The sequence below is a fragment of the uncultured Sulfitobacter sp. genome (assembly GCF_947500075.1).
Classification (GTDB): Bacteria; Pseudomonadota; Alphaproteobacteria; order Rhodobacterales; family Rhodobacteraceae; genus Sulfitobacter.
Map to the genome: position 1 here is coordinate 76498 of NZ_CANMQS010000005.1, position 25784 is coordinate 102281.

Sequence of the window (25784 nt, forward strand, 5' to 3'; positions counted from 1 at the left end):
GGCGACGGGGCGCGGAAGGTTGGATGATCGCTGCGTCACTGTTTCGTCGCTGAGGCGGTGCTGCTCTCATCGTGGCTTTGGCCACGACTGCCGCAGCGTCGCTTTTGCGGGGCAAAAGCGACGTAGAGGAAAGTCCGGACTCCAAAAAGCAACGGTGCCGGGTAACGCCCGGGCGGGGCAACCCGACGGAAAGCGCCACAGAGAACAGACCGCCCCGGTGCGCCGGGGTAAGGGTGAAACGGTGGGGTAAGAGCCCACCACGCCGATGGCAACATCGGTGGTCTGGCAAGCCCCACCGGGAGCAATGCCAAATAGGGACCGCGTGCCGCCGGCCTTCGGGTTTGGGGGCGGGGCTGCTTTTGCCCCAGCAGGTCCGGGTTGGCAGCTGTAGCCGTCGCAGCAATGCGGCGGTCAGATGAATGATCATCCAAGGGGGCAACCTCTGGACAGGATCCGGCTTATAGACCTTCCGCGCGTATCCGCTCCTGTCGGCTTAGAGCCTGCGCGGCCGGGGAAGGCGTGATTTCGATTCTGCCAGAAAAAGCGGCGCGCGCATCCTTGATCTGCATAAAAAGAGGGCGATTGAAAAACTGCCGCTGTTTTCAGCGGGTATTCAGCCAAGTGCCCTTTTATCCAGCACCTGCATGGTTCACCGGAACGGAAAAAACCGGATCAGGGAAGGATCAAGAAAATGAACGGAGCGGATACCGCCTGGATCATCGTTGCCACTGCGTTGGTATTATTCATGACATTGCCGGGACTGGCGTTGTTCTATGGTGGATTGGTGCGGGCGCGGAACGTGCTCAGCGTCTTCATGCAGTGTTTTTCAATCGCCTGTTTGATGAGCATCCTGTGGCTTGTGGCGGGCTATTCCATCGCCTTTGGTGACGGCAACGCCTATTGGGGCGGCCTTGGAAAGGCCTTCCTGAACGGCGTTGATGCTGACACGGTGTCGGGCACCATTCCCGAAGTGCTGTTCTTTGCCTTCCAGATGACCTTTGCCATCATCACCCCCGCCCTGATTGTCGGCGCCTATGTGGAGCGGATCGGCTATGGGTTTGTGATGCTTTTCTCGGGCCTGTGGATGTTGATCTGCTATGCGCCTGTGGCCCACTGGATCTGGGGCGGCGGTCTGCTGGCCGGGGCGGAATGGTCGCTCTTTGCAGAGGGGGTGAATGATTTCGCCGGCGGCATCGTGGTGCACCAGACCGCGGGGATCGCGGCGCTGGTGCTGGCGGTGATGCTGGGACCACGGTCCAACAAGAGCGTGCCGCCGCACAATCCGGGCATGGTGATGATCGGGGCGGCAATGCTCTGGGTCGGGTGGTTCGGGTTCAATGGCGGGTCGCAACTGGCGGCGGATGGCGGGGCGGCGATGGCCTTGACCGTGACCCATATCTCAGCCGCGACAGCCTCGCTCACCTGGGCAGGGTGGGAGAAAATCCGCTATGGCAAGGCCTCTCTGGTGGGGCTGGTGACGGGAACCATTGCCGGGTTGGCGTCCATCACACCTGCATCGGGGTCTGTTGGCCCTGTCGAAGCGCTGGCGATTGGCGCGATTGCGGGCGTGATGTGTCAGGAATGCTGTGGTCTGATCAAAGGCGCGTTGAAGATCGACGACACTCTTGATGTCTTTGCGGTGCATGGTGTTGGCGGGATGTTCGGCATCATCATGCTGGCGTTGCTGGGACACGCCAGCTGGACGGCGCAACTGGGCGGCTTGGCTGTGGTTGGCGTCTGGACACTGGTCACCACGGTGGCAATCATCAGTGTTGTGCGGCTGATCACGCCGCTGCGGGTGAACAAGGAAGACGAGGTCGCGGGCCTTGATCTGAGCGCCCACGGGGAGCGGGCGTATGACATCACATCATAGGGCCTGAGACCGCGTATGAAGACCTGGCCGGTCCCTGTTAGGGCCGGTCTTTTCGGGGACAAGGTGCACAGGGCACGGGCCGCGACATCCGGGCAGGATAAGCCTGACATAAACGGTGCTTTTGCGGTTGACTCAGAACCCTATGCCGTTACAAGCCGGGCTTCAGGATTCACGCATCCTTTCCACCGGGAACAGGACGCAGCAGGAGAAGACACATGGCGAAGCCAACCACGATCAAGATCCGTCTGAACTCGTCCGCGGGCACAGGCCATTTCTACGTCACCAAAAAGAACGCACGCACCATGACCGAGAAGATGGTCATTCGGAAATACGACCCTGTTGCGCGCAAGCACGTTGAGTACAAAGAAGGCAAGATCAAGTAAGATCACCTGACTTTGTGTTGCAAGGCCGCGCCCCGTGCGCGGCTTTTTGCGTTTGTGGTGTGTGATGCGCGGGCAAAAGGGGCAAATTCATGGGCGATCTGATCATCAGACCGGGACGGGCAGGGGATATAGCGCCGCTGGACGCGCTTCTTGCGCGCAGCTACCCGCGCCTGCTGGCCAAGGATTATCCGCCCTCCGTGCTGGTCACCGCGATCCCACGGATCGTCAAGGCGCAGCCGAAGCTGGTGACCTGCGGGACCTATTTCGTTGCACTGCGCGATGGTGTCTTGCTGGGGGGCGGCGGCTGGACAGGCGGTGCCCCCGGCACCGGTGTGCGCGGGCCATCGCGGCTTGGCCATATCCGGCACTTTGCCACGGATGTTGACGCTGTGCGGCAGGGGGTTGGCCGCGCGCTGATGGAGCGGGTGTTTGAAACGGCGGTGGCGGCCGGGGTGCAGTCGCTTGCCTGCCTGTCGACCCGGACAGCCGTGCCGTTCTACAGGGGGGCAGGGTTTCGTGGAGATGAGGAAGTCGAGGTGCAACTGGACGCCGGGATCACATTCCCAGCCATTCGCATGTCGAAGGTACTGTGTTGATGCAGCGGGTGATGATTGTTGGCGGGCCGGGGTCTGGCAAATCCACTCTGGCGCGGGCGATGGGCGCGCGCACGGGACTGCCTGTTTTTCATATGGATCAGTTCCATTGGAAAGAAGACTGGGTCGAACGCCCCACGGCTGAGAAAATCCCGATGATCAGCGCTGTCGAAGCGCAGGACCGCTGGATCCTCGAAGGCGGCGCCTCGGCCACGTATGACAACCGCATCCGGCGTGCGGATCTGGTGATCTGGCTGGATCTGCCTGTCGGGCTTCGCCTGTGGCGGGTGACCAAGCGTCTGTTCCGCTATTTTGGTGTGGCGCGGCCAGACCTGCCGAAAGGATGTGTCGAACGGCTGCACCCTGAAACGCTGGCATTCTATTGGTTTATCTGGACCTCCCGCCATAGATCGCGTGGAAAAATCGCGCAAGCGGTGCAGGCGCAGGCAGGGGCCACGCGGGTTGTGCATCTCAGGCGCCCGCAGGAAGTTGGCGATTTCATCGCGACCCTTCCATAAGTCGCGCGCCAAAACCTCCCTTGCGCGATGCCACTGCACAGGCGATAGTCGGGGCCTGCAAGCTGCCAAGGAAGACTGTTATGACCATGAAGCTGGTCGCTGCCGCGATCACCGTAGCCACTCTGTCCGCCTGTGCTGGCGAATTGGGCGGGCCCCCTCCTGCGCCGATTGAGGGAGGGACCTATTCAAGCTCTGTCGGCTTCACCGGTATCAGCCACCAGCTGCCGCCCCGCGTCGCACCGGGTCAAGCGGGGACAATCGTCTACGTTGGCGGCAGACCGACACTGGTCGAGAAGCGGCGCTACTGAGAGGCGCGGATTTGTGGCGCGGCACTGCGCCTGAATGAAATGAAAAAAGGCCGGTTCGATGTGAACCGGCCTTTTTCTGTTTAGGTTGCCAAGTGTGCTTATTCGCGGTTACCGAACAACGACAGCAACATCATGAACATGTTGATGAAGTTGATGTACAGGCTCAGCGCGCCCATGATGGCGGCCTTGCCCAGCCATTCGGTATCACCGTGATGCGCATGGGCCAGATATTCGGTCTTGATGCGCTGCGTGTCATACGCCGTCAGCGCTGCGAAAATCAGGACGCCGATAGAGGAAATCGCAAACATCAACGCGCCGGACTGCAGGAAGATGTTGGCGACGGACGCCACGATCAGACCAATCACACCCATGATCAGGAAGCTGCCCCAACCGGAGATGTCCTTCTGGGTGGTGTAGCCCCAAAGGGACAGACCTGCGAAAGCAATCGAGGTGATCAGGAAGATCTGAGCGATCGAATAGCCGGTGAACACCAGGAAGATGGAGCTGATGGAGATACCCATCACAGCCGCGAAGACATAGAAGACCGTCTGCGCCGTTGCTGCGGACATCTTGTTGATTGCTGCGCCAAAGCCAAAGACAAAGGCAAGCGGTGCAAACATCACCACGTATTTGAAGGCGGAGCCATAGAGCACGTAGCCCAGTTGCGTCAGATACTGGCCTTCCCCGATCTGGGCCACCGCAGCGGCAGGATCCGATGTGACCGCAAGGCCGGAAATCGCCCATGCAGCGGCGAAGGTGATCAGCATGCCCACGGACATTGTGCCGTAGACCTTGTTCATATGTGCGCGCAGACCCGCATCGATGTCGGCGGCGCGGGCTCCGGCTGTTGTCCGGATTGTATTCACGTCAGCCATTAAAGACCTCCAATTGACTAGTGGTTTCGGTACCACGCAGGGTTCGCACGGTATTGGGGCAAATATCGGGAGTGTTTGCATCTATTTCAAGTGCTTTGATGCGGCGAGACGCCGCAGATCGCCAATCAATTGAGGTATTGGTTAACTTTGGGTCAGCAAGTCCAGTTTGCCGGGGCATCCCAGGAGGTGCGGCGCGCTTCTCTTTGGGCGTCCGCCTCGGAAATCCCAATGTCTGCAAGCTCATGCGCTGAGAGGTTTCCAAGCGCGCGGCGCGACCGATAAAGCGCGCGCGCCGTCTGGATGCGCGCCCAAAGGCCGGGTCCGATGCCGGAGGTCAGGGGGAAGAGGCGGGTCAATGTACCAAACATGTCGTTTCCTTCGATTCTCGTGATGCTTTCGGGTGATGCATCTTGATGCTTGATATATCGGTGATCTGCGAACATAATGAAAACGAATGTTTGTGAATTGTGATATCAGGATCTGTGATATGAGAAATTTGGACATCACCACGCTGCGCTCGTTCGTGGCAGTCGCTGATGCAGGGGGGGTGACGCGGGCCGCCGGTTTTCTGCACCTGACGCAATCTGCCGTCTCCATGCAGCTCAAGCGTCTGGAAGAGATGTTGGATATGCAGCTTTTTGATCGAAGCGGCCGCACCATCGCGCTGACCTCGTCCGGAGAGCAATTGCTGGCCTATGCGCGGCGCATGGTCGCTTTGAATGACGAGGTGATCTCAAGACTGACGGATCAGGCGTTTGAAGGGGAAATGACGCTGGGTGTGCCGCATGACATCGTCTATCCGGCGATCCCACAGGTGTTAAAGCAGTTCCACGCGCTTTATCCGCGGGTCAAGGTGCATCTGGAAGCGTCTTACACCAAGACGCTGAAAGACCAATTCGCGCGGGGGGCGTGTGACATTATCCTGACAACAGAACAGGGGTTGGATCAGGGCGGGCAGACGCTGTGCACCAAGGATCTGATCTGGGTCGGTGCGCCGGGCGGGACAGCATGGCGCCAGCGGCCCTTGCAGCTGGCCTTTTGTAAATTCTGCATGTTCCGGGGCCCTATCACGGTTGAACTGGATAAGCAGAACATCCCCTGGGAAATGAACGTGGATACCGAAAGCGACCGGGCGGTCGAAGCATCCGTCAGCGCGGATCTTGCGGTGCATGCGGTGGTTGACGGGACGCAGCCCCCGTTCCTGGAGCGGATCGAGCATGGCGGCGCGCTGCCGCCTCTGACCCCGCAGAAGATCAATCTGTATGCCGACAGCGGCCAGAACGGGGAGGTGCACAAGGCGCTGGTGTCCCTGTTGCAGGGCGCTTTTCAGGAGCGGGCCACCGGTAAACTGCGGGCGGTATAGTACACTTTTGCCAGATCGGCGGGAATCAGCCGATGGCGCGCCAACTGACGCGAACAAGCATCACATTCTGCAATTTCTTGAGGTTCTGGCCGTCTTGAGGTGTAAACGTCAAAGAAATCTACCTTAGGTAGAGCCGTCATGTGGGGCGGAAATGTCCAAGTCTTAAGCATACTCTACGAAAACACTTTGCTATTGCGTCAAATATGGGCTTTGTTATCGGCGTGCGGACTACGAATAAACGAATTAGAATACTCTAAGTTGTGCGGGTGCCAGAATGTGTGTCGGTTAGGCACGGTCAACATCTGGCGTTCGTTGTCCATTGGTCTCAACCAATGGAGACGGGGGTTCTGAAATCGATGCGTTTTAGCGGTAACTCGTGTCTGTGAGTTTTAAGGTTAGGCCCGTAAGGGAGGTATGAAAGATGGCACATAGAGTCGACGTTCACGTGGGCAAGCGGATCCGGCAACGGCGGTGGCTGGCTGGTATGACGCAGCAAACACTTGCAGAGCTTGTTGGGATCAAGTTCCAGCAGATCCAGAAGTATGAGACCGGCACCAACCGGGTCAGTGCATCCCGTTTGTGGGACATCGCTGACGCGCTGGGGGTCAAGGTTGCTTACTTCTTCGAAGGTCTGGAAGAGGAAACGGCATCTGGTGGAGAAGGCAAGGAAGCTCCGCTTGACGTTTTGGGGGACAAGGAAGCGATGGATCTGATCCGGTCCTATTACGCCATCCCCGAAGACCAACGCCGCCGCCTTTTTGAATTGGCGCGGGTGCTGAGCGACGTTGCGTAAGCGCAAACCTGCCTGAGGGCATGTGTGAACCGGACCCGCAGCATGCTGCGGGCCTTCGGTCTTGCAGTGTCGCGGTTGACCTGTCACTTCAGCCACATGAGACATCCTTCGACCTTTGATCCAGACATCCGCCGCGTGGCGCATCAATTGGCAGATGCGGCGCGGCAGGTCATCCTGCCGTACTTCCGCGATATGTCGTTGGGGGCGGAAAACAAGCTCGAAGACAGCTTTGACCCCGTCACCATCGCCGACCGCGCAGCGGAGGAAGCGATGCGTGCGATCCTGGCCCATGCGCGGCCGGACGATGCGATCCTCGGTGAGGAATTCGGCGCCAAGGATGGCACATCCGGTCTGACCTGGGTGTTGGACCCGATTGACGGCACCCGTGGCTTCATCAGTGGCACGCCGACATGGGGTGTTCTGATCGCGGTGAGCGATCGGCAGGGGCCGTTTTACGGCATCATTGATCAGCCCTACATCGGAGAACGATTTGAAGGGGCACCGGACGGCGCCGTGCTGGCGGGCCCGCAAGGGGTGAGGGCACTCGGCACCCGCAAAGCCCGGCCATTGCAGGAAGCGACTGTGCTGACGACGTTTCCCGAAGTGGGGGAGCCCGGCGAAGGCCGCGCGTTCCACGACGTTGCGGGCCGGACCCGGCTGACCCGGTACGGAATGGATTGTTATGGCTACGCCCTGCTTGCAGCAGGGCAGGTGGATCTGGTGATTGAGGCGGGTCTGGCGCCCTATGACATTCAGGCGCCCATCGCTGTTGTGCAGGCCGCAGGCGGCGTTGTGACCGATTGGCAGGGCGGCCCTGCCCACAACGGGGGGCGCGCGCTTGCGGCGGCCAACCCGGACCTCCACGCAGAGGCGCTTGCGGTTTTACAAAGGCACACCTAGGGTTGAACTCTGACAGGGTCTTCGTCTGTTTTCCCCCTGCCAGTTTCCTCAAGCATTGAGACAGACCCTTCAAGAAAGGGTGCTTACCTATGAAAGAGATACTCATCCAGCGCGCTGATATGGTGGTCACCATGGACGGTGCGCGGCGCAAGCTTGCCGGTGCAGATGTACTGATCCGGGATGGCGTCATCGCCGATATCGGGCAGGGGCTTACCAGCGCAGGGGAGCGGGTGGACGCGGCAGGCTGTTTGGTCACGCCGGGCCTGGTGAACACCCATCATCACCTCTACCAAACCCTGACCCGCGCGGTGCCTGCGGCGCAGGATGCAACGCTCTTTGGCTGGCTTGGCACGCTCTACCCCATATGGGCGCGGATGACGCCGGATCACTTCCGCGCCTCTGCTGAGGTCGGGCTGGCAGAACTGGCACTGTCGGGCTGCACGCTCAGCACCGATCATCTGTACCTTTATCCCAACGGCACGCGGATGGAAGACACGATTGAAGCCGCCCGCGCCGTTGGATTGCGGTTTTATCCCACCCGCGGCTCAATGAGCATTGGTCAAAGCAAGGGCGGTACGCCGCCCGATGATCTGGTGGAGGATGAAGCGGCCATCCTGGAGGATTGCATCCGTCTTGTGGATGGGTTTCACGATGCCCGCGAAGGGTCTATGTGTCGCGTGGGATTGGCCCCGTGTTCGCCGTTCTCCGTCAGCCGCGAATTGATGCGCGACACGGCCGTGCTGGCGCGGGACAAGGGGGTGATGATGCACACCCATCTGGCAGAAAATGACGAGGATATCTCCTATTCGCAGGACATGTTCGGCTGCCGTCCGGGGGAATACGCTGAAAGCCTCGGTTGGGTGGGCCGCGATGTCTGGCATGCCCATTGCGTGAAACTTGATGCGGCGGAGATTGATCTGTTTGCCCGCACCGGAACAGGCGTCGCGCATTGCCCATGTTCCAATTGCAGGTTGGGGTCGGGGATTGCCCCGATCCGCGCCATGCGGGATGCAGGCGTGCCGCTGGGGTTGGGCGTCGATGGGTCCGCCAGCAATGACGCCGCCAATCTGGTGGCAGAGGCGCGGATGGCGATGCTGCTGCAACGGGTGAGCATGGGGGCTGATGCCATGTCGTCGGATGAAGCGTTGGAGATTGCGACCTGTGGCGGCGCTGACATGCTGGGCCGACCGGATTGCGGGCGGATCGAAGTGGGCAAACGCGCCGACATCGCGATCTGGGATATCAGCGGGGTGGAATCAGCGGGGTCCTGGGACCCCTCGGCGCTGCTGCTGGCGGGGCCGCGCACGGTGCGGGATCTGTTTGTGGAGGGGCGGCAGGTGGTCCGGGATGGCCATGTACAGACCATTGATCTGGGGGCCGCGACCGCGCAGTTGCGTCAGATGGCGCTGGATCTGGCAGCCGGCTGAAGGACACCCGCCACCCAGACGTCTGCCACCGCGCGGTCGTCACCCATCATCAGCGTGGCAAAGGCGGCTTCCCAGAGGTCCGACGCCTGTGCCACCCGCTGCGCGATTGCAGGGGTGGAGGCGAGGTTGAGCACGCAAATGTCCGCCTCAAACCCTTCGGCCAGCGTTCCGATCTTGTCGCCCAGATGCAGGCTGTGCGCCGATCCGGCGGTGGCCAGCCACATCAGCTGTGCGGCATGCAAGGGGGTGCCGCGCAACTGCCCGATTTCATAAGCTGCGGCCATGGTGCGCAGCATCGAAAAGGACGACCCGCCACCGGTATCCGTCGCCAGCCCCAGCCGGATGCCGCGCGCGGCCAGCCCGGCTGTATCGAACAGACCTGAGCCGATGAAGGTGTTGGAGGTCGGGCAATGGACAAGCGCCGCACCGGTCTCTGCCAGACGGTCAATCTCACGCGGTTCAAGATGGATGGCATGGCCATAGATTCCGCGCGCGCTCAACAGGCCGTGTGCCTCATAGGTATCCAGATAATCCCGCGCCTCGGGGTGGAGCGCGCGGACCCATGCGATCTCATCCGTCTGCTCGCTCAGATGCGTCTGCATCAGGCAATCGGGCCGCTCTGCCCAGAGCGCGCCAAGCGCGGCAAGCTGTTCTGGACTGGAGGTCGGCGTGAAGCGCGGTGTGATCGCATATGTCGCGCGGCCCGTGCCGTGCCAGCGGTCGATCAGGGCCTTGCTGTCGTCATAGGCGGATTGTGCCGCATCGCACAGGCCATCCGGCGCGTTGCGGTCCATGCAGGTCTTGCCCGCGACAATGCGCTGATTGCGGGCATGTGCTTCTTCAAAGAGGGCATCGACGCTGTGGGGGTGGATCGTGCAGTAGGAGGCAACCGTTGTGGTGCCATGGGCAAGCGTCAGATCCAGATAGCGCGCTGCGATGGCACCGGCATATGCGGGATCCGCCAGCCGCATCTCCTCCGGAAAGGTGTAGGTGTTCAGCCAGTCGATCAGCCGCTTGCCCCATGACGCGATGATCGCTGTCTGCGGATAGTGCACATGGGCGTCCACGAACCCCGGACAGATCAGGTGATCCTGCCCGTATCTGACCTGTGATGCCTTTGGATGCGCCTTGATCAGGGCGGCGGATGTGCCCACTGCGCCGATCCGGTCCCCCTGCACCAGCACGGCACCCTCTGTGTCGATCCACACGGCGTCTTCCCAGGGGGTGACAAGCGGATCACCCGCAAAGCGCAGGACGGGGCCAATGATCAAAGTTGCATCTGTCATGCCCTCTTTTTAGTCGAGCCTGAAGGCAGGCGTAAGCGGTTTCTGACAGGCCGGTCCCGCGCCATTGAAACCCCTGCCACGCTTGCCTATGGTCGCGCCAGTCACGGAGGGCCAGCCAATGTCGGATCAGATAGAAGAGTTGGCACAGCCCCTTGAGGAGGCCAGCGACAGCGCCGACTACAAGCTGGAGCGCAAGCAGGTCGCTTCGGTTCTCTATGCGGTTGATATCGACGACCGGGACAAGCTGATTGAACTGATGGAGCCGCTGCATGCAGCGGACATCGCGGACCTGCTGGAACAGATCAACGCCTATGACCGGAGCCGGTTGATCCGCCTCTATGATCGGGAATTTGACGGGGAAATCCTGTCTGAACTGGACGAATCCATCCGCGAGGAGGTGATCGCGGTCCTCACACCACAGGTGCTGACGGACGCGGTCCGGGACATGGACAGCGATGACGTTGTCGATCTGATCGAAGACCTTGAGGACGCACAGCAGGAACAGATTCTCGGGGCGCTGGAAGACAGCGACCGGGTCGCGGTGGAACAGGCGCTGACCTGGCCGGAATACTCCGCCGGACGTCTGATGCAGCGCGAAGTGGTGATGGCACCGCAGCATTGGAGCGTGGGGCAGGCGATTGATCATCTGCGCGCCACACCAGAAGATGATCTGCCGGACCAGTTCTATCATATCGTCATGGTCGACCCGCGTTTGCATCCGGTCGGGAATGTCACGCTGGGCAAGCTGATGCGGTCCAAGCGCGACACACGGCTGGTGGATATTCTGGAGGAGACCTTCCAGATCATCCCCGCCGATCAGGACGAGGGGGAAGTGGCCTATGCCTTCAACCAGTATCACCTGATCTCTGCACCGGTGGTTGACGGGGAAGGGCGGTTGATTGGGGTGATCACAATTGATGACGCGATGGCCGTGCTGGATGAAGAGCACGAGGAAGACATCCTGCGTCTGGCCGGTGTTGGCGAGGGATCGTTGTCGGACCGGGTTATCGGAACCACCAGACAGCGCCTGCCGTGGCTGGCGGTCAACCTTGTCACGTCGATTGCGGCCTCCATGGTGATTGCGCAGTTCGAGATGGCGATTGCACAGATCGTGGCGCTGGCGGTTCTGATGCCCATTGTCGCGTCCATGGGGGGCAACGCCGGCACGCAGAGCCTCACCGTCGCGGTGCGCGCAATAGCCACCAAGGATTTGACCGGATCGAACATCTGGCGCGTGATCCGGCGGGAATGTCTGGTGGGGCTGATCAATGGCGTGATCTTTGCCGTTGTCATGGGCATTGTCGGTGTTGTCTGGTTCGGCTCTCCGGCGCTGGGCTATGTGATTGCAGCGGCGATGGTGGTCAACATGGTGGTTGCCGGATTGGCGGGCACGGGCATCCCGATCCTGCTGGAGCGGGTCGGCGTGGACCCTGCGCTGGCCTCTGGCGCCTTTGTCACGACAGTGACGGATGTGGTGGGGTTCTTTGCCTTTCTCGGGCTGGCTGCGGCGGTGCTGTTGTGAGCCTGGCGGAGGTGAAAGCAGCCGCGCGCAAGGCGGCCTTTGCCCGGCGCAAACCGCTGTTCGATAACGCAGGCCCCGCGCAGGCGGGATACCTCAGCGAAGTCCTTGCGGGGTATCGGGGTGTGCCGCTGTCGGGGTTCATGCCCATCCGGACAGAGATCGACCCGCTGCCCGCCATGGCAGAGGCCTCAGCCCACGGCCCGGTCAGCGTGCCGGTGATTGACGCAGCCGACCACCCTTTGCGGTTTGCCCGCTGGACACCTGAGACGGAGATGGTGGCAGGGGCGTTTGGGGCACGCATCCCGGCCACGCCCGAGTTTTTGGAGCCCGAGATCCTGATTGTGCCCCTGTTGGCGTTCAGCCGACAGGGCGGGCGGCTGGGCTATGGCGGCGGTTTCTACGACCGCACGCTTGAAGGGCTGCGCGCCAAACGCGCGACACTGGCCATCGGCTTTGCCTTTGCAGGGCAGGAAAGCACAGATGTGCCGCTAGAACCGACCGACCAGCCGCTGGACATGATCGTGACCGAAGCGGGTGTGATCGAGGTCAAACGCTAATCCTCAGGCTCAAAGTTCAGAATGTCGCCCGGTGTGCACGCCAGCACCTCACAGATCTTTTCGAGCGTTTCAAACCGGACACCTTTGACCTTGCCGGATTTGAGCAAGGACACGTTCTGCACGGTGATGCCCACCCGTTCCGCCAGTTCCTTGGATCGCATTTTGCGGCGGGCGAGCATAACGTCAAGCGTAACGATTATGGGCATAATTGAGGTCCGGCCGCACTTAGACGAAAGCGCGATTTTCAGCATCAAGGCGGGTGGCGTCGACCATGATATGGCCCACGGCAACGATCACCAGCCCGATCACCATGGCGTAGAAATCACCGTCTGACATGGAAATCGAACCATGCAGCCCCGTCGGATCGCGCCAGTGATGCAACAGCATCGATGCGCACATGTTCACCAACACCCCCACGGGCGCGATGATAAACACCAGCCAGCCAATGCGGCGCAGACGCTCCGCTGTTTGGGTGGTGAAGATGCCCCGTGCACGGATGCCCACAAAAAGGGCCCGGATCTGCAACAGCATGATAAAGGCGACGACATCGCTGATCAGCCAAAGCAGGGTCAGCAGCAGGGCCTGCGGAATGCTCAGGAAGGGGGCTGGGTCATTCATGCCCAATTGGTCCGCCAGAAGGCGCGCGGCCTCGCCGCTGTCAGTGAGGGCGGTCCACAGGAAGAAGGCAATCACGCCGGACAGCAGGATCAGCACTGCTGTTGTGAGCCAGACGCCAAGGGTGGCTGTGGTCTGAAGGCGGTCTGCGGTCTTGGGAAGAGAGGGCATGATTGGGAATCTCCGTCAGTATTTCCAAAAATTATCGTGAAACAATAATTAGTACAATCCTTAATTTGCATTTTGGTCGCTGATCTCGGCAGCGTGGCCTGTCACAGGGCGTGCAGGGTGAGGGGGGCGATCAGGAGAGAACGCGGTCGATCATCTGTTCCGCGCGCCCATTGCCACGGCCCATACGGCCCCTTGTGATCTGCCGCAAGCACTTGCGCTTGGGGGCGTCTGGTCCTAACGCTTCTGGGATGAAAATTCTCTTTCTTGGCGATGTGATGGGCCGCGCGGGGCGTCGGGCGATTACGGAAAAGCTGCCGCAGCTGCGCGAAGCGTGGAAGCTCGATTTTGTCGTGGTGAATGGGGAGAATGCCACCGGTGGCATGGGCCTTTCCGGCGCGCATGCCAAGGTGTTGCTGGATGCGGGGGCTGATTGTCTGACGTTGGGCGATCATGCGTTCGACCAGAAAGACATGCTCAGCTTCATCGAACAGGAGCCGCGCATTGTCCGGCCGCTGAACTTCTCCAAGACCGCACCGGGCAAGGGCGCGCGGGTGTTTGTTGCCAGGAACGGCCGCAAGGTGCTGGTGACGCAGGCCCTGGGGCAAGTATTCATGAAACGGCCATTTGATGATCCGTTCTCTGCGTTGGAGCCGGTGCTGAAGGCGCATCCGCTGGGCGGCATGGCATCTGCGGTGATTGTCGATATGCATTGCGAAGCCACGTCGGAGAAGATGGCGATGGGCCATTGGTGCGACGGCAGGGCAAGCCTTGTGGTGGGTACCCATACCCATGTGCCAACAGCGGATGCGATGATCCTGCCCGGTGGGACGGCGTATCTGACCGATGCAGGCATGTGCGGGGATTATCATTCCGTCATCGGCATGGAAAAGACCGAACCGATGCGCCGTTTTATCACCGGCATGCCGAAAGAGCGGTTTACCCCCGCCAATGAAGAAGCAACGCTGTCGGGCGTTTATGTCGAGACCGACGACCGCACAGGCCGTGCGGTGCGTGTGGTGCCGGTGCGTGACGGAGGTGTCTTGCAGGCCGCCGCCCCATGACCGGGCGCATGACCGCGTTCTACACCGTCTGTCTTGTGCTGATGGGTGCGGGCTGGGGCGTGACGCAGCCTTTGACCAAGATCGCCGTCAGTACAGGCTACGGCCACTTCGGGCTGGTGTTCTGGCAAATGGCGTTGGGGGCGATGCTGATGGGGATCATCTGCACGATCGGGGGATTGCGGCTGCCGCTGCATCGCCGGGCGCTGCGGCTTTATGTGATCCTTGCGCTGATTGGCACGATCCTTCCGAACACGATTTCCTATCAGGCGGCGGTGCATCTGCCGTCTGGGATCATGTCGCTGCTGCTCAGCATGATCCCGATGTTTGCCTTTGTGATCGCACTGGCGCTGGGCAATGACAGCTTTCAATGGCGGCGCGTTGTGGGGCTGGGTTTTGGGCTGGTGGGGGTGCTGATCATCATCGTCCCTTCAGTCGATCTGGGGCAGTCCATTCCGGTGTTCTGGGCGATTGCCTATCTGGTGACGGGGCTCTTTTATGCGTTTGAAGGCAATTACATCGCTAAATGGGGGACAGAGGGGCTGGGGCCGTTTCAGGTCATGCTTGGGGCTTCGTTGATGGGGATGATCGGGATTGCGCCTGTGGCAGTGGCGACGGGGCAGTTCATTGCGCCTGACACAACGCTGCCCGTGCCGCAACTGGCGCTGATCGGTGCCTCTGTCGTGCATGTGTTTGTCTATGCGACCTATGTGTGGCTTGCGGGCCGGGCAGGGGCGGTGTTCACCGCGCAGGTCAGCTATCTGGTGACGGGCTTTGGCCTGCTCTGGGCCTATCTGATCCTGTCAGAGGCCTATGCGCCCACGCTCTGGCTGGCGCTGGCGGCGATCTTTGCGGGCATGTATCTGGTGCAGCCCCGCCCGCGTCTTGCAGGCACTTCCCCGATGGGGGAGACTGTATCCTGAGCGCGCACAACGGGGGATGCTCTTGATGGATCTGGTGACCCTTTCACCGCTGGGGCAATCCGTGCTCGCCCTGACTGTGGTGTTTGTGATGTTCGTGCTGTTCGTGCGGGAGTATTTTCCGACCGAAGTGGTGGCGCTGGCGGGGGCGGCGGTGCTGTTGGCCACGGGCGTGCTGCCTTACGAGACCGCGCTGGCGGTCCTGTCGAATTCCGCCCCCTGGACAATTGCGGCGATGTTCATCGTGATGGGCGCGCTGGTGCGCACAGGGGCGTTGGAAGTGCTGACGCAGTTTGCCGACCGCGCGGCGCGCACCAATCCCCGCATGGCGGTGATCGGCGTGATCCTGTCGGTGATGGGGGCCTCCGCGATTATGAACAACACGCCTGTGGTCGTGGTGATGATCCCGGTGGTGGTGCAATTGAGCAAGACGCTGGGCACCAAGGCCTCCAAACTGCTGATCCCTTTGAGCTATGCCGCGATCATGGGCGGGTCGCTGACCTTGCTTGGCACGTCGACCAACCTGCTGGTGGATGGTGTCGCACGGGGAGAGGGGCTGGAGCCTTTCGGCATCTTCGAGATCCTGCCCATCGGTTTGGTCGTCTGCGCCTGGGGGCTGACCTATATGGCGCTGATAGGGCGGCGGTTGCTGCCGGACCGTGACAGCATGGCGATGATGCTGTCGGATCGGTCCAAGATGAAGTTCTTCACCGAAGCTGTGATCCCGCCGGACAGCAATCTGATTGGCCGGGAAGTGCTGGATGTGAAGCTGTTCAAACGCGAGGGCGTGCGGCTCATCGACGTGATCCGGGGGGATCAGTCTCTTCGCCGCGCCCTCAAGGGGGTGGCCTTGCAGGTGGGCGACCGGATCGTGCTGCGCACGGAGATGACGGAGTTGTTGAGCCTTCAGCGTAACAAGGAGTTGAAACGCGTCGATCAGCTGTCCGCGGTGGAGACGAGTACGGTGGAGGTGCTGATCACCCCCGGTTGTCGCATGGTCGGTCGGTCATTGGGGTCGATGCGGCTCAGGCGGCGCTACGGGGTCTATCCGCTGGCGGTGCACCGCAGGAACCAGAACATCGGGCGGCAGCTGGATAACCTGATTGTCAAGGTGGGGGATACGCTGCTGCTGGAAGGGGCGGCAGAGGATATTCAGCGTCTTGCGGCGGATATGGAGATGGTCGATGTCAGCCACCCGTCCGCGCGAGCCTACCGCCGGGGTCATGCGCCGATTGCGATTGCGGCGTTGATTGGGATTGTGACGCTGGCAGCTCTGGATGTGGCACCGATCCTGCTTTTGGCGGTGCTGGCGGTGGCGCTGGTGCTGGTGACACGCTGCATTGATGCAGAGGAGGCGTTTTCCTTCGTGGACGGGCGTTTGCTGGCGTTGATCTTCTCGATGCTGGCGGTGGGGGCCGCGTTGCAGAGTTCGGGTGCTGTGGCGTTGGTGGTGGATGCCATCGCACCGGGGCTGGGTGTCATGCCGCCCACGCTGGTGATCTTCTGCGTGTTTCTGCTGACCACGATTCTGACAGAGATCGTGTCGAACAACGCAGTGGCGGTGATCATGACGCCCATCGCGATCTCGCTGGCGGCGGCATTGGGGCTGGATGCGCGGCCGTTGGTGGTGGCGGTGATGATTGCGGCCTCCTGTGCCTTTGCCACGCCGATCGGCTATCAGACCAACACGCTTGTGTACGGGCCCGGTGGATATCGGTTCACGGATTTCATGCGGGTGGGGATACCGTTGAACCTGTCGATGTCGGTTGTGGCGAGTCTCGTCATTCCGCTTGTGTGGCCGGTGTAGGAGAAGGGCCAGAATGGCCCTATGGGAGCTTTGCTCCCAAACCCTCAGGATATTTAAGGAGAAAAGAGGGGGGCGGGCGCTTACAGGGGCCAGAAGACGAGGATAGCGGGGATGGAGACGGCGACCACGATGATTTCCAGCGGCAGGCCCATGCGCCAGTAGTCGCCGAAGCTGTAGCCACCGGGGCCGAGGATCAGCGTGTTGTTCTTGTGGCCGATGGGCGTGAGGAAGGCACTGGAGGCGGCGACGGCGACGGCCATGAGGAAGGGGTCTGGGTTGACGTTGAGGCTTTGCGCCATCTGGATGCCCACGGGGGCGGCGACAATCGTGGTGGCGGTGTTGTTGAGCACGTCCGACAGGGTCATGGTGACCACCATCAACACGGTCAGCACCATCCAGGGGGCGAGGCCGTCGGTCAGGCCGACAAGGGCGCCCGCGATGAGTTCGGTGCCGCCGGATGTTTCAAGGGCAGCACCAAGGGGGATCATCGATCCGAGGAGGACCACCACGGGCCATTCGATGTGGGTGTAGAGTTCCGACAGCGGCACGATCTTGGCCAGCACATAGGCGATGACCACGAAGCCAAGCGCGATTGGCAGATAGATAACGCCGACACTGGCCGCCAGCACGGCCGCGCCGAAAAGGCCGATGGCGAGCCAGACCTTGCCATTGTCAGTCACTGCAAGGCCGCGGTCGGCCAGAGGCAGGACCCCCAGCCAGTCCGTGACATCCGCTGCGGTATCGCGCGGCACCAGCAGCAACAGGATGTCGCCTGCCTGCAAGGGGGTGGTGCGCAGATGGGACGTGATCTTGCGGCCCTGACGGGAGATGCCCAGCAGGACGGTGCGTTGGCGCCACGCCAGCCCGACGGCCTGGGTTGTGCGCCCGCTGAGCCGGGAGGTTTCGGTGACCACCACTTCGATGATCTCCACCCCTTCGCCACCTGCTTTCAGCCGCTCCTCCCGGTCGCTGTCGGCCAGCGCAAGGTCCAGCGTGCTGCGGAATTCATCAAGCGCGTCGGGTGTCGCTTCAAGCACCAGCGCATCGCCGGCCTCAAGCGGGATATTGCGCGCGGTCCCATAGCGGCGTTTGCCGTTGCGCATCAGGCCAAGGATGGCCACGTCGGATTTGTCGGCAACCTCGGACAGTTCGCTCAGCCGTTTGCCGATCTGCTTGTTGCCTTCGGGCACCGTCAGTTCTGCGATGTATTGTGCGATGTCCTCGGAGGACAGGCTGGCGTCTTCGCGCGCGGGGATCAGCCGCCAGCCGATAAGTGCCACAAAGATCAGGCCCGCGACGGCCGCAACCCCACCGACGGGGGCGAAATCAAACATTCGGAAAGGCGCGCCCAGCGATTCCTCGCGGATGGCGGCGATGATGATGTTCGGCGGCGTGCCGATCAGCGTCACCATGCCGCCCAGAATGGTGGCAAAGCTCAAGGGCATCAGGCTGAGGCCGGGCTGGCGCCCTGCCTTGCGCGCGGTCTGGATGTCGACGGGCATCAGCAGGGCAAGGGCCGCGACGTTGTTCATGAAGGCCGACAGGATACCTCCGACCGCGCCCATCAGCGTGATATGCGCGCCTAAGGAACGGGAGGCATCCACAAGCGTGCGGGTGATCAGCAGCACCGCGCCTGAACGCACCAGCCCGGCCGAGACGACCAGCACCAGTGCCACAACCAGCGTGGCGGGGTGCCCAAAGCCGTCAAAGGCTGCGTCGCTGGGCACCACGCCCAGCACCACGGCTGCCATCAGGGCAGCAAAGGCCACAATATCATAGCGGAACCGCCCCCAGAGCAGCAGGCCAAAGACCGCGCCGAAGAGCGTGAAGAGTATAATCTGATCTGTTGTCATCCCGGCACCATGTTTGGATTGGCCGCTCAGCACAAGAGGGGAGTGGAGACCGGCAGGCATGTGCGGGTTAAGGCCGTGGTCCCTGCCGCAGATGTGAGCCTTGCCCCTCGCGCGCCCCCTGCATTATACACGCGCCGAACAATCAACCGTCAGACATATCCAGACAGGTAGGGAACTTTCATGGCAGGCCATTCCAAATGGGCAAACATCCAGCACCGCAAGGGACGTCAGGACAAGATCCGCGCCAAGCTGTTTTCCAAGTTCAGCAAGGAAATCACCGTTGCTGCCAAGATGGGCGATCCCGACCCTGACAAGAACCCCCGCCTGCGGCTGGCTGTGAAGGAAGCCAAGGCCGCCTCCATGCCCAAGGACAACATCGACCGCGCGATCAAGAAATCCGTTGCGGGGGAGGGGGATGACTACAAGGAAATCCGCTATGAAGGATACGGCCCCAATGGCGTCGCGGTGATTGTCGAGGCGATGACGGACAACATCAACCGGACGGCGTCGACCGTGCGGTCCACGTTCACCAAGAACGGCGGCAACCTGGGCGAAACCGGCAGTGTCGGGTTCATGTTCGACCGCAAGGGCGAAGTCACCTATCCGGCGGAGGTGGGCGATGCCGATACGGTCATGATGGCCGCGATTGAAGCCGGGGCGGAGGACGTCGAGAGCACGGAGGACGGCCATGTCATCTGGTGTGCGGACACGGATCTGAATGACGTCTCGACCGCTTTGGAAGCAGAGCTGGGCGAAAGTGAAAGCACCAAGCTGGTGTGGAAACCCACCACCACCACCGAGATGGATCTTGAGGGTATGGAGAAGCTGATGAAGCTGGTCGATGCGCTGGAAGATGACGATGACGTGCAGCGGGTGACCACCAACTTTGAAGCCACTGACGAGGTGATGGATCAGCTGTCAGAGTGAGTGGCAGCAACAAAAAACCGCCCCTCGGGGCGGTTTGACGTATCATGATCGCGGGCGCAGGGGGCGATCGGTTCAATCCAGAATGCGCGTCATTCCGAACCAGCCTGTCGTGGCGGCCGTGCCTGGCTTTTCTTCTGGCGGCTTTTGCTGATCCAGCATGCTGAGCACCCGCTTGACCCCGTTCAGCCGTTGCAGGGCGGCGGAGGCCCCCGCGCCCGCTTCGACGTTCAGGATCTGGGACTGCGTGTGCAGCGCGTCTTCGATAATTGCCAGTTCTTCCTGGCTTACTTCCAGCTTTTGCATTTTTTCAAACATTGCTTTCGCCTCTAATACTCGAACAACACATAGGTACGGTGAAGGGTATACGCCACATGTTGCAGCCCAGATCACTCATTTGTGTCACTGATGTGATTTCTAAACGACATAGTTTAGAAAATTCTCAACAACAAGAGTATGGTAGGCCGCTTTGTTCAGGTTTTTGGTCTTGACCTCATGTTCTTCTAAACACGAGTTTGCGCAGGACTCTGCCATGGCAATCCCGGAGCCTTGCCGTTAGACGGGCAGCCGTTGTGAACGGAACACTGAAATGCTGACGTCTTTGCTGCCCGGTTTTCTTCTGAGCCTGACGCTGATCCTCGCGATTGGTGCACAGAACGCCTTTGTCCTGCGGCAGGGGCTGCGGCAGGAGCATGTCTTTTGGTGTTGCCTGACCTGCGCGGTCTCGGACGCGCTGCTGATTGCAGCAGGGGTGGCGGGGTTCGGCTCTCTCGCGCAGGCGGTGCCGTGGTTTGAACCGGTGATGCGCTATGGCGGGGCGGCGTTCCTGATCTGGTATGGTGCGCGCAATGCGCTTTCGGCCTGGCGCGGTGGCAATGTGCTGGAAGTGGGCGGGCAGAGTGCGGGAAATCTGCGTCGGACGATCCTGACGCTTCTGGCGCTGACCTGGCTGAACCCGCATGTCTATCTGGACACGGTGGTTTTGCTGGGGTCGATCTCTGCGGGGTATCCGGACCGGCTGGCGTTTGGGGTGGGGGCCGTGCTGGGCTCCTTCACCTTCTTCTTTTCCCTCGGCTACGGCGCGCGCCTGCTGACGCCGTTTTTTTCCAAGCCGTTCAGCTGGCAGGTCTTGGATGCGGTGATCGCGGTGACCATGTGGGCCATCGCGTTGAAACTTTTGCTGATGTGATCTTGCCCTTGGTGGGCGATGCGCAGAATGTGCGGCCATGACCAGCCCACACTCAGACCGACCCGTGACAGGCATCCTGTGGATGCTGACAACCGGTGTCTGTTTCATCGCCGTGACGGCATTGGTCAAATACATGGGACCCAGATTGCCGGCACCGGAGGCGGCCTTCCTGCGCTATGCGATGGGACTGGTCCTGTTGTTCCCGGCCTGGAACGCCCTGCGGGACGCGCGTCTGACCGGGCGGCAATGGTCGCTTTTTGCCGCGCGCGGGTTCTTTCATGCGCTGGGCGTGATTCTGTGGTTCTTCGCCATGACGCGCATTCCCATCGCGGAAGTTACGGCAATGAATTATATGGCGCCGATCTACGTGACTGTGGGTGCCGCGATTTTTCTGGGCGAAAAGCTGGCGCTGCGCCGGATCGTGGCGGTTTGCATGGGGCTGGCAGGGGCCGTGGTGATCCTGCGTCCGGGGTTCAGGGAAGTCAGCCCCGGCCATCTGGCGATGCTGATTGCGGCGGTTGTTTTTGCCGGGTCCTATCTGCTGGCCAAGATCATGGCGGATGAGGCGCGCCCGGCGGTTGTTGTCTCCATGCTGTCGATCTTTGTGACGATTGGCCTTGCGCCCTTTGCCCTTGCGGTCTGGATCATGCCGCAGCCGCAGGAGCTGCTGATCCTGGCGGCCGTCGCCTTCTTCGCGACGGCAGGCCATTACACCATGACCCTTGCCTTTGCCGCCGCCCCGGTGACGGTCACCCAGCCGGTGACGTTCCTGCAACTGGTCTGGGCCACCGCATTGGGCGCACTGGTGTTTGCAGAGCCGGTCGACATCTGGGTGATCATCGGCGGGTTCCTGATCCTGTCATCGGTCACTTTCATCATGTGGCGCGAGGCGATGCTGAAACGGCAGATCACGCCGGATTCATCGGCCACAAAACTCTAGCGCAGACCACGTGCGTTTTTATTGATTGACGAGTCAATAAAGAAAAAAGTAGGTCTTCGGATGTAACAATCCGAGGACAGATAATGCCCAAACTCGGCATGGAACCCATTCGCCGCAACGCACTCGTCCAGGCCACGATCGCAGAGATCGGGGCGGCGCGGACCTTGGATGTGACCGTCAGCCAGATTGCGCGGCGTGCGGGCATGTCCAGTGCGCTGGCGCATCACTACTTTGGCGGCAAGGACCAGATCTTCCTCGCAGCGATGCGCCATATCCTCAGCGCATACGGCGCCGAAGTGCGCCGCCATCTGGCGCGCGCCCGCACGCCCCGCGCACGGGCAGAGGCGATCATCATTGCCAGTTTTGATGAGACCTGTTTCGCGCCGGCGACCGTGGCGGCGTGGATGACGCTTTATGCCGCGGCCCCGACCCACGCCGACACGCGCCAGTTGCTGACGCTCTATCAACGCCGTTTGCGGTCGAACCTGACCCATGCGCTGCGGCCGCTGAGTGCCACGCCGGAGGCCGATGCCGATACGTTGGCCGCGCTCATTGACGGGCTGTACCTGCGCGCAGCCCTTGCACCCAGCGGCACACCGGATGCCGCCCGCAGCAGTGCGCTGCGCACGCTTGAAATGCTGTTGGAGCGTCCCGCATGAGCAAACCGAACATTCTGATCTTCATGGTCGACCAGCTGAACGGGACGCTGTTCCCGGATGGCCCCGCCGATTGGCTGCACGCGCCGAACCTCAAGAAGCTGGCCGCGCGATCCACACGGTTTGCCAATACCTACACCGCCTCACCCCTCTGCGCGCCGGGGCGGGCGGCTTTCATGTCGGGGCAATTGCCTTCGGCAACGGGGGTTTATGACAACGCGGCGGAGTTTTGTTCCTCCATCCCCACCTACGCGCATCACCTGCGCCGGGCGGGGTATTACACGTGCCTGTCTGGCAAGATGCACTTCGTTGGCCCCGACCAGATGCACGGGTTCGAGGACCGTCTGACCACAGACATCTACCCCGCCGATTTCGGCTGGACGCCGGATTACCGCAAGCCGGGGGAGCGGATTGACTGGTGGTATCACAACATGGGGTCCGTGACAGGGGCGGGTGTGGCGGAGACGTCGAACCAGTTGGAATACGACGATGAGGTCGCCTTCAACGCGCGCGCCAAGCTTTACGAACTGGCGCGGGGCAATGATGCGCGTCCATGGTGCGTGACCGTCAGCTTCACCCACCCGCATGACCCTTACGTGGCGCGGCGCAAGTATTGGGATTTGTACGAAGACTGTGACCATCTGCTGCCCGAGGTCCCCGCGATGGCCTATGAGGACCACGACCCGCATGCGCAGCGCATCTTTGACGCCAACGACTGGCGCAGCTTCGACATCACCGAACAGCACATCCGCGATTCCCGCCGCGCCTATTTCGCCAACATCAGCTATCTCGACGATCAGATCGGGCAGTTGTTGCAGGTTGTGGAGGACACGAAACAGGAGGCAATCGTCATGTTTGTCTCCGACCACGGGGATATGCTGGGCGAGCGGGGATTGTGGTTCAAGATGTCCTTCTACGAAGGCTCCGCCCGTGTGCCGCTGATGATCAGCGCGCCGGGTATGGCGCCGGGGGTGCAAACGACGCCGGTCAGCACCATCGACGTCTGTCCGACGCTTTGTGATCTGGCGGGGGTCAGCATGGCAGAGGTCGCCCCCTGGACCACCGGGCAATCGCTGGTGCCCATGGGGCAGGGGATAGAGCGGACCGAGCCGGTGGCGATGGAATATGCGGCGGAGGCCTCCTATGCGCCGCTGGTTTCGCTGCGCTATGGCAAGTGGAAATACAACCGATGCGCGCTGGACCCCGATCAGCTGTTTGATCTGGAGGGTGATCCCCATGAGCTGACCAATCTGGCGGATCATCCCGACCATCAGGGCACGGTGACCAGCCTGCGCGCCAAGTCTGAAGCCCGCTGGGATCTGGAGGCTTATGACGCGGATATCCGCAAATCCCAGGCCCGCCGCTGGGTCGTTTATGAGGCGTTGCGACAGGGCGGCTACTACCCCTGGGACTACCAGCCGCTGCGCCGCGCGTCCGAGCAATACATGCGCAATCACATGGACCTCAACGTGCTTGAGGACAGCAAACGCGCGCCCAAGGGTGACTGAGCCGTCACACCTTTTCAACGTTTTACCGCAGAGGTCTTCCCACAATGGCATATGACACGCAGCCCCCCGCCAGCCACTTCATCAATGGCGCCTATGTTGAAGACAAGGCCGGCACGGCGATTGACGTGATCTATCCCGCGACGGGCAAGGTCATCGCAACCGTCTATGCCGCGACCCCTGCCATCATCGAACAGGCGCTGGATGCTGCGAAAAGCGCCCAGAAAAACTGGGCGGCGATGAGCGGGACGGAACGGGGCCGCATCCTGCGCCGGGCGGCGGACATGATCCGGGCGCGGAATCACGATCTGAGCGTGCTGGAAACATGGGACACCGGCAAACCCTATCAGGAGACATCGGTTGCGGACGCAACATCGGGTGCAGATGCGCTGGAGTATTTCGGCGGCATGGCTGCGACCCTGACCGGGGACCATATCCAGTTGGGGGAAAACTGGGTCTACACCCGGCGGGAACCTCTGGGCCTGTGCGTCGGCATCGGGGCGTGGAACTACCCCACGCAGATCGCCTGCTGGAAAGGTGCGCCGGCATTGGCCTGCGGCAATGCGATGGTGTTCAAACCGTCAGAAACCACGCCGCTTTGTGCTTTGAAAGTGGCGGAGATCCTACATGAAGCGGGGCTGCCTGCGGGGCTCTACAATGTCATTCAGGGCATGGGCGAAGTTGGTGGTGCGCTGGTCACGGACCCGCGCGTCGACAAGGTGTCCCTGACGGGGTCGGTGCCCACGGGCCGCACGGTCTATGCGGCGGCTGCGGCGGGCATCAAACATGTGACAATGGAATTGGGCGGCAAATCCCCGATGATCGTGTTCGAGGACGCGGATATCGAAAACGCCGTCTCCGGCGCGATCCTTGGGAATTTCTACAGTTCCGGTCAGGTCTGCTCCAACGGGACGCGGGTCTTTGTGCATACCGCGATCAAGGACGCCTTTCTCGCCCGGCTGAGCGCGCGGCTCGGCAATGCGGTCATTGGCGATCCGATGGACCCCAGAACCAGCTTTGGTCCGATGGTGTCAAAACGGCAGATGGAAGTCGTGCTGGGCTATATCGAAAAGGGCAAAGCCGAAGGCGCGCGGCTGGTAACAGGAGGGACGGCGGTGGAAGGCGCGGGATACTTCCTGCGCCCCACGGTCTTTGCCGATGTCACCGATGACATGACCATCGCGCGCGAGGAGATTTTTGGCCCCGTCATGGCCGTGCTCGATTTCGAGGATGAAGCGGAGGTCATGGCCCGTGCCAATGACACCGAATTCGGGCTGGCCGCAGGGGTCTTCACCCGCGACCTGACCCGCGCCCACCGCGTTGCCGCCGCGTTCGAGGCCGGGACCTGCTTTATCAACAGCTACAACGATGCGCCGGTTGAAGCGCCTTTTGGCGGGATGAAAGCCTCTGGCGTGGGACGGGAGAACGCAGCTGCGGCGATTGCGCATTACAGCCAGTTGAAGTCGGTGTTTGTGCGCATGGACGATCTGGAGGCGCCGTTCTGATGGGGGTGCTGTTAACCGGCGCGCTGGCGCGCATTCCCTTTATGGGCGCCTGTGGCGGCGTGAGCTCCAAAGGGCGGCGATGGTGCGTCTTGTGAGGGTTTTGGAATGTGCTGAGAGGTGCTTGAGGCCACAGTCTGTGGCTCAAGACACCTTTGCAATTGTGAGGTGCGATTCCCCACAGCCTCAAGGACAAGCCGGGCAAAGCCCGGTCGCTGCGCGATCCTTGACCCTGTGTGGAATCAC

General features: G+C 61.4%; 27 protein-coding genes and 1 other RNA gene. 21 read left to right on the forward strand and 7 right to left on the reverse strand.

Annotated elements, in window-relative coordinates:
* The first annotated feature begins 11 nt into the window (after positions 1-11).
* From rnpB to Q1A91_RS16190, 6 genes are all read left to right on the forward strand, one after another.
* An RNA gene (gene rnpB, locus Q1A91_RS16165) (RNase P RNA component class A) lies at positions 12-477 on the forward strand.
* Between the two features lie 214 nt (positions 478-691).
* On the forward strand, positions 692-1873 hold the full coding sequence (locus Q1A91_RS16170; protein WP_299879723.1) for an ammonium transporter: 1182 nt from the start codon (positions 692-694) through the stop codon (positions 1871-1873).
* A gap of 215 nt (positions 1874-2088) precedes the next feature.
* Entirely contained in the window at positions 2089-2256 is a 168-nt protein-coding gene (rpmG, locus tag Q1A91_RS16175; protein WP_013961079.1) for a 50S ribosomal protein L33, read from the forward strand.
* Positions 2257-2345: 89 nt separating this feature from the next.
* Positions 2346-2852, forward strand: coding sequence for a GNAT family N-acetyltransferase (locus Q1A91_RS16180; RefSeq protein WP_299879727.1), 507 nt, complete (start codon positions 2346-2348; stop codon positions 2850-2852).
* A complete protein-coding gene (locus Q1A91_RS16185; RefSeq protein WP_299879730.1) occupies positions 2852-3367 on the forward strand; it encodes an AAA family ATPase in 516 nt (171 codons plus the stop codon). Before Q1A91_RS16180 ends, Q1A91_RS16185 begins: the two co-directional genes overlap by 1 nt.
* An 80-nt stretch (positions 3368-3447) precedes the next feature.
* The gene (locus tag Q1A91_RS16190) at positions 3448-3675 is read left to right on the forward strand and encodes a hypothetical protein (protein ID WP_299879731.1); all 228 of its coding nucleotides are present in this window, start codon (positions 3448-3450) and stop codon (positions 3673-3675) included.
* Between the two features lie 98 nt (positions 3676-3773).
* Here Q1A91_RS16190 and Q1A91_RS16195 read toward each other — a convergent pair whose 3' ends face one another.
* Positions 3774-4550: a Bax inhibitor-1/YccA family protein gene (locus tag Q1A91_RS16195; protein ID WP_299879734.1), complete on the reverse strand. Its 777-nt coding sequence runs from the start codon at positions 4548-4550 to the stop codon at positions 3774-3776.
* Positions 4551-4702: 152 nt separating this feature from the next.
* On the reverse strand, positions 4703-4918 hold the full coding sequence (locus Q1A91_RS16200) for a DUF1127 domain-containing protein (protein ID WP_299879737.1): 216 nt from the start codon (positions 4916-4918) through the stop codon (positions 4703-4705).
* Positions 4919-5037: 119 nt separating this feature from the next.
* Between Q1A91_RS16200 and Q1A91_RS16205 the strand changes: the two genes are divergently transcribed.
* The 4 genes from Q1A91_RS16205 to Q1A91_RS16220 all read left to right on the forward strand — a co-directional run bounded on the left by Q1A91_RS16205 (position 5038) and on the right by Q1A91_RS16220 (position 9033).
* On the forward strand, positions 5038-5913 hold the full coding sequence (locus tag Q1A91_RS16205; protein WP_299879739.1) for a LysR family transcriptional regulator: 876 nt from the start codon (positions 5038-5040) through the stop codon (positions 5911-5913).
* 421 nt (positions 5914-6334) lie between these two features.
* Positions 6335-6706 carry a helix-turn-helix transcriptional regulator gene (locus tag Q1A91_RS16210; protein ID WP_299879741.1) on the forward strand — a complete coding sequence of 124 codons (372 nt, stop codon included), beginning with the start codon at positions 6335-6337 and terminating at the stop codon, positions 6704-6706.
* A gap of 96 nt (positions 6707-6802) precedes the next feature.
* Positions 6803-7606, forward strand: coding sequence for a histidinol-phosphatase (hisN, locus tag Q1A91_RS16215; RefSeq protein WP_299879744.1), 804 nt, complete (start codon positions 6803-6805; stop codon positions 7604-7606).
* An 89-nt stretch (positions 7607-7695) separates the two neighbouring features.
* Positions 7696-9033, forward strand: a complete 1338-nt coding sequence (locus Q1A91_RS16220; RefSeq protein ID WP_299879747.1) for an 8-oxoguanine deaminase — start codon at positions 7696-7698, stop codon at positions 9031-9033.
* Here the strand turns inward: Q1A91_RS16220 and guaD are convergent.
* Entirely contained in the window at positions 9003-10319 is a 1317-nt protein-coding gene (gene guaD, locus Q1A91_RS16225; RefSeq protein ID WP_299879750.1) for a guanine deaminase, read from the reverse strand. The two genes, Q1A91_RS16220 and guaD, sit on opposite strands and share 31 nt — an antisense overlap.
* 118 nt (positions 10320-10437) lie before the next feature.
* Between guaD and mgtE the strand changes: the two genes are divergently transcribed.
* Positions 10438-11841, forward strand: coding sequence for a magnesium transporter (gene mgtE, locus Q1A91_RS16230; protein WP_299879753.1), 1404 nt, complete (start codon positions 10438-10440; stop codon positions 11839-11841).
* The gene (locus Q1A91_RS16235) at positions 11838-12398 is read left to right on the forward strand and encodes a 5-formyltetrahydrofolate cyclo-ligase (protein ID WP_299879756.1); all 561 of its coding nucleotides are present in this window, start codon (positions 11838-11840) and stop codon (positions 12396-12398) included. Before mgtE ends, Q1A91_RS16235 begins: the two co-directional genes overlap by 4 nt.
* On the opposite strand, the gene Q1A91_RS16240 is transcribed toward Q1A91_RS16235, so the two are convergent.
* Positions 12395-12604, reverse strand: coding sequence for a helix-turn-helix transcriptional regulator (locus Q1A91_RS16240; protein WP_299879759.1), 210 nt, complete (start codon positions 12602-12604; stop codon positions 12395-12397). The two genes, Q1A91_RS16235 and Q1A91_RS16240, sit on opposite strands and share 4 nt — an antisense overlap.
* Positions 12605-12623: 19 nt before the next feature.
* Positions 12624-13184 carry a DUF2975 domain-containing protein gene (locus tag Q1A91_RS16245; RefSeq protein WP_299879762.1) on the reverse strand — a complete coding sequence of 187 codons (561 nt, stop codon included), beginning with the start codon at positions 13182-13184 and terminating at the stop codon, positions 12624-12626.
* A 248-nt stretch (positions 13185-13432) separates the two neighbouring features.
* Here Q1A91_RS16245 and Q1A91_RS16250 point away from each other — a divergent pair, with 248 nt between their 5' ends.
* Genes Q1A91_RS16250 through Q1A91_RS16260 form a run of 3 tightly spaced genes read left to right on the forward strand, consistent with a single transcriptional unit; the run spans position 13433 to position 16969 of the window.
* Positions 13433-14245: a TIGR00282 family metallophosphoesterase gene (locus tag Q1A91_RS16250; RefSeq protein WP_299879765.1), complete on the forward strand. Its 813-nt coding sequence runs from the start codon at positions 13433-13435 to the stop codon at positions 14243-14245.
* Positions 14242-15165: a DMT family transporter gene (locus tag Q1A91_RS16255; RefSeq protein ID WP_299879768.1), complete on the forward strand. Its 924-nt coding sequence runs from the start codon at positions 14242-14244 to the stop codon at positions 15163-15165. The genes Q1A91_RS16250 and Q1A91_RS16255 overlap by 4 nt, the downstream gene beginning before the upstream one ends.
* A gap of 25 nt (positions 15166-15190) precedes the next feature.
* The gene (locus tag Q1A91_RS16260) at positions 15191-16969 is read left to right on the forward strand and encodes an SLC13 family permease (RefSeq protein ID WP_299879771.1); all 1779 of its coding nucleotides are present in this window, start codon (positions 15191-15193) and stop codon (positions 16967-16969) included.
* 80 nt (positions 16970-17049) lie between these two features.
* Here the strand turns inward: Q1A91_RS16260 and Q1A91_RS16265 are convergent, their stop codons facing one another.
* On the reverse strand, positions 17050-18822 hold the full coding sequence (locus Q1A91_RS16265; RefSeq protein WP_299879774.1) for an SLC13 family permease: 1773 nt from the start codon (positions 18820-18822) through the stop codon (positions 17050-17052).
* A gap of 180 nt (positions 18823-19002) precedes the next feature.
* Here Q1A91_RS16265 and Q1A91_RS16270 point away from each other — a divergent pair, with 180 nt between their 5' ends.
* The gene (locus Q1A91_RS16270; RefSeq protein WP_299879777.1) at positions 19003-19749 is read left to right on the forward strand and encodes a YebC/PmpR family DNA-binding transcriptional regulator; all 747 of its coding nucleotides are present in this window, start codon (positions 19003-19005) and stop codon (positions 19747-19749) included.
* A 72-nt stretch (positions 19750-19821) separates the two neighbouring features.
* On the opposite strand, the gene Q1A91_RS16275 is transcribed toward Q1A91_RS16270, so the two are convergent.
* Complete coding sequence (locus Q1A91_RS16275) at positions 19822-20064, reverse strand: hypothetical protein (protein WP_299879780.1); 243 nt, start codon at positions 20062-20064, stop codon at positions 19822-19824.
* A 271-nt stretch (positions 20065-20335) separates the two neighbouring features.
* On the opposite strand from Q1A91_RS16275, the gene Q1A91_RS16280 reads away from it, so the two are divergent.
* From Q1A91_RS16280 to betB, 5 genes are all read left to right on the forward strand, one after another.
* Positions 20336-20935, forward strand: a complete 600-nt coding sequence (locus Q1A91_RS16280) for a LysE/ArgO family amino acid transporter (RefSeq protein WP_299879783.1) — start codon at positions 20336-20338, stop codon at positions 20933-20935.
* A 37-nt stretch (positions 20936-20972) separates the two neighbouring features.
* On the forward strand, positions 20973-21875 hold the full coding sequence (locus Q1A91_RS16285) for a DMT family transporter (RefSeq protein ID WP_299879786.1): 903 nt from the start codon (positions 20973-20975) through the stop codon (positions 21873-21875).
* 83 nt (positions 21876-21958) lie between these two features.
* The gene (betI, locus tag Q1A91_RS16290) at positions 21959-22534 is read left to right on the forward strand and encodes a transcriptional regulator BetI (RefSeq protein ID WP_299879789.1); all 576 of its coding nucleotides are present in this window, start codon (positions 21959-21961) and stop codon (positions 22532-22534) included.
* Positions 22531-24039, forward strand: a complete 1509-nt coding sequence (betC, locus tag Q1A91_RS16295; RefSeq protein WP_299879792.1) for a choline-sulfatase — start codon at positions 22531-22533, stop codon at positions 24037-24039. The genes betI and betC overlap by 4 nt, the downstream gene beginning before the upstream one ends.
* Positions 24040-24083: 44 nt before the next feature.
* Positions 24084-25541 (forward strand): betaine-aldehyde dehydrogenase, encoded by a 1458-nt coding sequence (betB, locus tag Q1A91_RS16300; RefSeq protein ID WP_299879795.1) that lies wholly within the window; start codon positions 24084-24086, stop codon positions 25539-25541.
* Positions 25542-25784: the final 243 nt, after the last annotated feature.

What these genes read in the sequence shown, in the direction of transcription:
- Q1A91_RS16180 (WP_299879727.1), top strand. Translation starts at nt 2,346, where the DNA reads ATGGGCGATCTGATCATCAGACCGGGACGGGCAGGGGATATAGCGCCG.
- betB (WP_299879795.1), top strand. Translation starts at nt 24,084, where the DNA reads ATGGCATATGACACGCAGCCCCCCGCCAGCCACTTCATCAATGGCGCC.
- betC (WP_299879792.1), top strand. Translation starts at nt 22,531, where the DNA reads ATGAGCAAACCGAACATTCTGATCTTCATGGTCGACCAGCTGAACGGG.
- Q1A91_RS16265 (WP_299879774.1), bottom strand. Translation starts at nt 18,822, where the DNA reads ATGACAACAGATCAGATTATACTCTTCACGCTCTTCGGCGCGGTCTTT.
- Q1A91_RS16200 (WP_299879737.1), bottom strand. Translation starts at nt 4,918, where the DNA reads ATGTTTGGTACATTGACCCGCCTCTTCCCCCTGACCTCCGGCATCGGA.
- betI (WP_299879789.1), top strand. Translation starts at nt 21,959, where the DNA reads ATGCCCAAACTCGGCATGGAACCCATTCGCCGCAACGCACTCGTCCAG.
- hisN (WP_299879744.1), top strand. Translation starts at nt 6,803, where the DNA reads ATGAGACATCCTTCGACCTTTGATCCAGACATCCGCCGCGTGGCGCAT.
- Q1A91_RS16240 (WP_299879759.1), bottom strand. Translation starts at nt 12,604, where the DNA reads ATGCCCATAATCGTTACGCTTGACGTTATGCTCGCCCGCCGCAAAATG.
- Q1A91_RS16260 (WP_299879771.1), top strand. Translation starts at nt 15,191, where the DNA reads ATGGATCTGGTGACCCTTTCACCGCTGGGGCAATCCGTGCTCGCCCTG.
- mgtE (WP_299879753.1), top strand. Translation starts at nt 10,438, where the DNA reads ATGTCGGATCAGATAGAAGAGTTGGCACAGCCCCTTGAGGAGGCCAGC.
- Q1A91_RS16205 (WP_299879739.1), top strand. Translation starts at nt 5,038, where the DNA reads ATGAGAAATTTGGACATCACCACGCTGCGCTCGTTCGTGGCAGTCGCT.
- Q1A91_RS16255 (WP_299879768.1), top strand. Translation starts at nt 14,242, where the DNA reads ATGACCGGGCGCATGACCGCGTTCTACACCGTCTGTCTTGTGCTGATG.
- Q1A91_RS16185 (WP_299879730.1), top strand. Translation starts at nt 2,852, where the DNA reads ATGCAGCGGGTGATGATTGTTGGCGGGCCGGGGTCTGGCAAATCCACT.
- Q1A91_RS16285 (WP_299879786.1), top strand. Translation starts at nt 20,973, where the DNA reads ATGACCAGCCCACACTCAGACCGACCCGTGACAGGCATCCTGTGGATG.
- Q1A91_RS16245 (WP_299879762.1), bottom strand. Translation starts at nt 13,184, where the DNA reads ATGCCCTCTCTTCCCAAGACCGCAGACCGCCTTCAGACCACAGCCACC.
- Q1A91_RS16220 (WP_299879747.1), top strand. Translation starts at nt 7,696, where the DNA reads ATGAAAGAGATACTCATCCAGCGCGCTGATATGGTGGTCACCATGGAC.
- Q1A91_RS16195 (WP_299879734.1), bottom strand. Translation starts at nt 4,550, where the DNA reads ATGGCTGACGTGAATACAATCCGGACAACAGCCGGAGCCCGCGCCGCC.
- Q1A91_RS16270 (WP_299879777.1), top strand. Translation starts at nt 19,003, where the DNA reads ATGGCAGGCCATTCCAAATGGGCAAACATCCAGCACCGCAAGGGACGT.
- rpmG (WP_013961079.1), top strand. Translation starts at nt 2,089, where the DNA reads ATGGCGAAGCCAACCACGATCAAGATCCGTCTGAACTCGTCCGCGGGC.
- Q1A91_RS16275 (WP_299879780.1), bottom strand. Translation starts at nt 20,064, where the DNA reads ATGTTTGAAAAAATGCAAAAGCTGGAAGTAAGCCAGGAAGAACTGGCA.
- Q1A91_RS16210 (WP_299879741.1), top strand. Translation starts at nt 6,335, where the DNA reads ATGGCACATAGAGTCGACGTTCACGTGGGCAAGCGGATCCGGCAACGG.
- Q1A91_RS16280 (WP_299879783.1), top strand. Translation starts at nt 20,336, where the DNA reads ATGCTGACGTCTTTGCTGCCCGGTTTTCTTCTGAGCCTGACGCTGATC.
- Q1A91_RS16170 (WP_299879723.1), top strand. Translation starts at nt 692, where the DNA reads ATGAACGGAGCGGATACCGCCTGGATCATCGTTGCCACTGCGTTGGTA.
- guaD (WP_299879750.1), bottom strand. Translation starts at nt 10,319, where the DNA reads ATGACAGATGCAACTTTGATCATTGGCCCCGTCCTGCGCTTTGCGGGT.
- Q1A91_RS16250 (WP_299879765.1), top strand. Translation starts at nt 13,433, where the DNA reads ATGAAAATTCTCTTTCTTGGCGATGTGATGGGCCGCGCGGGGCGTCGG.
- Q1A91_RS16190 (WP_299879731.1), top strand. Translation starts at nt 3,448, where the DNA reads ATGACCATGAAGCTGGTCGCTGCCGCGATCACCGTAGCCACTCTGTCC.